Below are 4,515 nucleotides of genomic sequence, written 5' to 3' on the forward strand. Positions count from 1 at the left end.
ATATCCAAAGAAATATATGGTCTTGTCGCGCCGGTGTTTTGATGACCAAGTATCTGTGTGACCGTTGTGATGGGTACCCCTTCCATTGTCATCTGGGTTCCAAGCATCCTTCTGATGCCGTGCATCGTTTTCCCATCACCAAGCCTATGTGAAACCCCTGCTGCTTTCATACGTCGGCGCAAGACGCATGCTACTGAAACGCCATCTTTAAAGCTTTGAAAAGGTGCAAGGCTTCTTAAAAATATCTGTGGAGATTCCGATTCCGGACGGCTGTTCAGGATATAGTCTGCCAACGCTGCGCCAACGGCTCTTTGCAGTGGAAGGCTAATTGGTATCTGGGTTTTTCCTTGGATTATTTGGACCTCGCTTTTACGCCAGTCAATATCCGACAGTTTAATCTTCGCAATGTCCCCAGCACGCATCCCGCTGTTTGCTGCCAAAAGTAAAATGGCATAATCGCGTTTCCCTATCGCGGTGCTTCGATCAATAGACCTGATGACTAAGTTCAAGTCATCCAGAGGCATGCACGGATATATTTTTCTCTCTCTTGCTCTCGGCACCATCAGTAAGTCTGCATACGGAAGTCCTGAATCCCCTGAACTGGTGAGATAATAATCCAGTTTACGGAGTGATCCGACAACATCATCCATGCTTTTTGCGCGTGTCTGCGAAATATCGCTCAGAAACATCTGCACATGCTCTGCCTTAATTTGAGAGATATCGCTGATTCCCAAGCCAGTAAGCGACAGAAGAAAGCGCCTGACTATGGTTTGGTTATTACGGTTTCTGAGTTCTGAGCGACTATCATCAGCGACACCGGCGATAATGCGCTCAAAGTTCTCCGATAAAGCGATAGTATCTTTGTAAGCGGGGCCTTTCCAAACGAATCTGCCCGTCTCGCCTACTTCTCGCAGTATCCTGATTCCTCGGGTGCGGAGATTGAATACATTTCGGGAAATCGCTCCGGCCTGCAGGTTCTCTCGATAGAGTTCCTCAAGTTCGTTTATCAAGTCTTCACTGTAAAATTCTTCTTGTTTTACCTTGAAGAAAGCAGAGATTGGCTTAAAACTACGCGATGCAATTACTTCAAGTGAAGATGGGGCTAATCCTACTTCTTTTTCCAAAATCATTAATGCTTGTTGGATGATTCCAAAAATCGTACTATCTTTCATGTAAACCTCCTATTGAATTTGATAAATTCAATATACAGCATACTGAAAGAAAAATATTATCCCGATATTTTTACGGAAGAAGGGCTTTATATGAGGGTTTCAGATCAATAATCGGGATGCACGATTTTGCGGGATAAGTTCTGTTATCCCGTTAACGGGATAACAGAACCGGACGTGCCCAATTAAGGCGGCCAATAACCGACTCAAACTGGACGAAAAAAATCAATTAACCGTCTCTACGGCCGGTTAATTGATTTTTTTATTATCATACACGATGTTCGTTACAGTACCATTAAAATATTCGTAATCCCCATCATGCAGATTCCAAATTGCCTTTAACCTGGATGGTATTTTTATGCCATTCTTTTCAACATAATTACTTGCCTCAGCCGTCCACTTGTGTTTTTCCGATGTGCCGCCACCGGTATCCATATAACGGTCATCTGTCGCAAATTTTGTGAATTCACCCTTATCGTTAAAGGTAAATATACCTTCTGCTTTAACACCTTTGTAGTCAATGCTTGCTTTCGCGTGATTAGCATCAATAGCCTCCCACTTGATATATGGCTGCAGGGCGCAGGCAGGCACGAGCAAAGCCTCAGACAGGTAGGTGACAGCAGTAGATATATTCATTTCTGTTCCTGCTACATCAAATAAGGTTACTTTCTTCAGCAGTTTACCCAGCATGTTTCCTTGCCCGTTAAGATACCGGTCTCTGCCTTCAAATGGAATGACACCAAACATTGTTGAATAAATATAGGCTAGTCTCGCCGGCTCAGAAACAAAATTATATTGCTCATATTTTATTTTCAGCCACGGCTTATCAGGTCTTATTTTAAAATGGACATCATCCCACACAATTTTAGCATTAGCCATTTTTTCTTTGCCAATATAGCCGCAATATCTAAAATATCGCTGAACCGGTTCGGGAAGAGTTGATATGTCTTCTTCTTTAAACAGTTCATGGGTTACTATTGATTTGTTGAGCTCAGCCTGCACTTCCAATAAATACATTTTTTTCATAGGTGTGTTCTCTCCCACTTTATCTTTTTGGCACACTGGTAAGCCGCTGCAATGGCGCCAGGAACGCCGCCGATCTGCATCGCCCAGCAGGAACCAATATACAGGTTTTTCACCGGTGTTTCTATATTCACGCTCATGGTGTTATTATAGAACTTTTTCTTAGGGTTCCAGCTCCAAGAAGAACTCGCGCCATCGGTATTATGGGTAAATCGTTCGTAAGTCAGCGGGGTTGCGGCGTCTTTATATTCGATACATTCCTTCAAGCCCGGAATCAGCCTGGTTACGCTGTTTATCATTGCATCCATGGCTTTTTCCTTCAATTGTCCATATACCGCCCTGTCTCCGCCGCCCCAGTTGTTCATCCAATGGTAAGGTACCATGGTCTGAAGCATTAACGAGGATTTCCCTTCAGGAGCATGTTTGGAGTTTACCATTGACGGCGAATAAAGCGACGCAGATGTCTTGCTGAAAAACTCTCCGTCTTCGGAATTGTAAATATTGTAACCGGGTTTATCATTAAAAACAAATACATAAGGAACCTTCATATATTTGCCAAGTTCACCATTGGACATATTCAACCCCAGATATACTGTGAAGAAGCCCTCCGAAACAGCCGCCCCGCCGATATTGTCCTGAAGCGTCTGCGGAATAAGGTTCTTGTCGTCTAAAAGCCTCAAGATGGTTTTCTTATAATCCCCCGCAGCGATAACGTGATCTGCTTCATAAACGGTATTGTTGCACGAGACTCCGACTGCGGCCCCGTTTTTGGTGATTATCTTGTTGACATAGGAGTTCAGCTTCAAATCCCCGCCCAGTCTCCTGTAATTTTCTGCGAGAATGTCAGCCCATGATTGCATACCGCCTTTCACAGTCCAGAGGTCGGTAAACATTCCCGATAAGGCAGCCCCTATGAACATGGCCGACATATCCGGATAGCCGATTCTACTGAACAATTTAAACAGCGCTGAGTCTTTTTCGAAATATCTTGCGGCAAACTCCGATGTTGTCATGTTGCCATACAGCTTTGACAGTTTCATCAGTTTTGGCGCGTTCAAGACGTAGGGAAGCATTGCTTTTAACATGTTAAGCCCGCTGTAAAGAAAGGGCATGGGTTCATCCATATCCCCCGTCAGGCCGGCCATTTTTTCCAAATCGGAAAAAAATGCATCCAGTTTTTCTTTATCGGCTGGGAAAGCAGAGTAAATCATTGTTTTATAATCATCGTATTGCTCGGGAGTTCCGTCGTAATATTCGGAAACGAGCCGTACTCTATGTTGCACGAAATCTAGCTTTTCAAACACTCCGATGTCCTGCATTGCTTTGAATACAGTGGCAGAAGCTTCAAAGGAAACCGTGCCGCTCTCAAAATAATAACCCTTCCGGCAAAATCCGGCGGTATAACCGCCAGGCATGCTGTGGGATTCAAATATGGTTACTTTATGCCCCTTCTTTGCAATTAGGTTGCCGGCAATAAGGCTACCTATTCCCGATCCGATTATGATGATATTTTTCATTTTCCCATGTCCTTCCAATTACTTTTGACCTGCCTAATACCAGTGTCAGCGTTATAAGCTGTAAACATTGGCTACTTTAACAAATTCCTCCACCCGCTCTTGCACGTTCTCGAAAGATAAAATCATTCCTTATTATGACCGAAAATCGCCAACAAGGAGCTTGTTAAAATGATGCGTATCCAATAAGGCCCAGGACTGATATGAATCGTGGAATGAGTTTTAATATCAGACTGCCTAAGCCAAGAAACATCATAGCCAACTGAAAGGCTAAAGATTGCCCTCTTATAGCTAAAGTGCCTATAGTTTGAAAATAGGAAGTATCCGGAGCTCCTGCTTTTACAGTTTATGTGTCACTTGCTCAAGATACGTTTAGTATATCTGTAACTAGGGTTAACTATAATTGTCAACTTTAAAATGTTAATACTATATCTGTTTGAACACCACAAATAAGGTCTGAATATACAACACTATTATGCAAAAAAATAAAGCTCTGCAGTTCGCGTAAATGCTGTACTGGCAGAGCTTTTTAACATATTTTTACTGCAAAACTCAGGATACTATAGTATCTTGGATATATTGGTCAAGTCAAACTGTTATTACTGTTTAAATAAGGAAGAACCGCCCCCTATCAAGTCTTAGAATAACCTGGATCTTTGTAACACTTGCAATTTTATATTCATATTATGTTACTAGGATCTCACTATTGCTAGGGGGGTGAACTATATGGGGCGTAAAAATTCTATGTCCTGCATGGATTCCTGTAAATCTATGGACTCCTGTAAATCCATGTCCTGCATGGATTCCTG

At 42.7% G+C, this 4,515-nt stretch carries 3 protein-coding genes; all 3 read right to left on the reverse strand.

Features of this window, described 5'->3' with window-relative positions:
• Positions 1–1,172 (reverse strand): tyrosine-type recombinase/integrase (locus BLR65_RS24610; protein WP_093796818.1); only part of this gene is annotated, 1,172 nt, incomplete at its 3' end.
• A gap of 246 nt (positions 1,173–1,418) precedes the next feature.
• Entirely contained in the window at positions 1,419–2,195 is a 777-nt protein-coding gene (locus BLR65_RS24615) for a DUF6544 family protein (protein ID WP_093796820.1), read from the reverse strand.
• Complete coding sequence (locus BLR65_RS24620) at positions 2,192–3,709, reverse strand: phytoene desaturase family protein (RefSeq protein WP_093796822.1); 1,518 nt, start codon at positions 3,707–3,709, stop codon at positions 2,192–2,194. Before BLR65_RS24620 ends, BLR65_RS24615 begins: the two co-directional genes overlap by 4 nt.
• Positions 3,710–4,515: the final 806 nt, after the last annotated feature.

Source organism: Sporomusa acidovorans, assembly GCF_900101845.1.
Classification (GTDB): Bacteria; Bacillota; Negativicutes; order Sporomusales; family Sporomusaceae; genus Sporomusa; species Sporomusa acidovorans.

What these genes read in the sequence shown, in the direction of transcription:
- BLR65_RS24620 (WP_093796822.1), bottom strand. Translation starts at nt 3,709, where the DNA reads ATGAAAAATATCATCATAATCGGATCGGGAATAGGTAGCCTTATTGCC.
- BLR65_RS24615 (WP_093796820.1), bottom strand. Translation starts at nt 2,195, where the DNA reads ATGAAAAAAATGTATTTATTGGAAGTGCAGGCTGAGCTCAACAAATCA.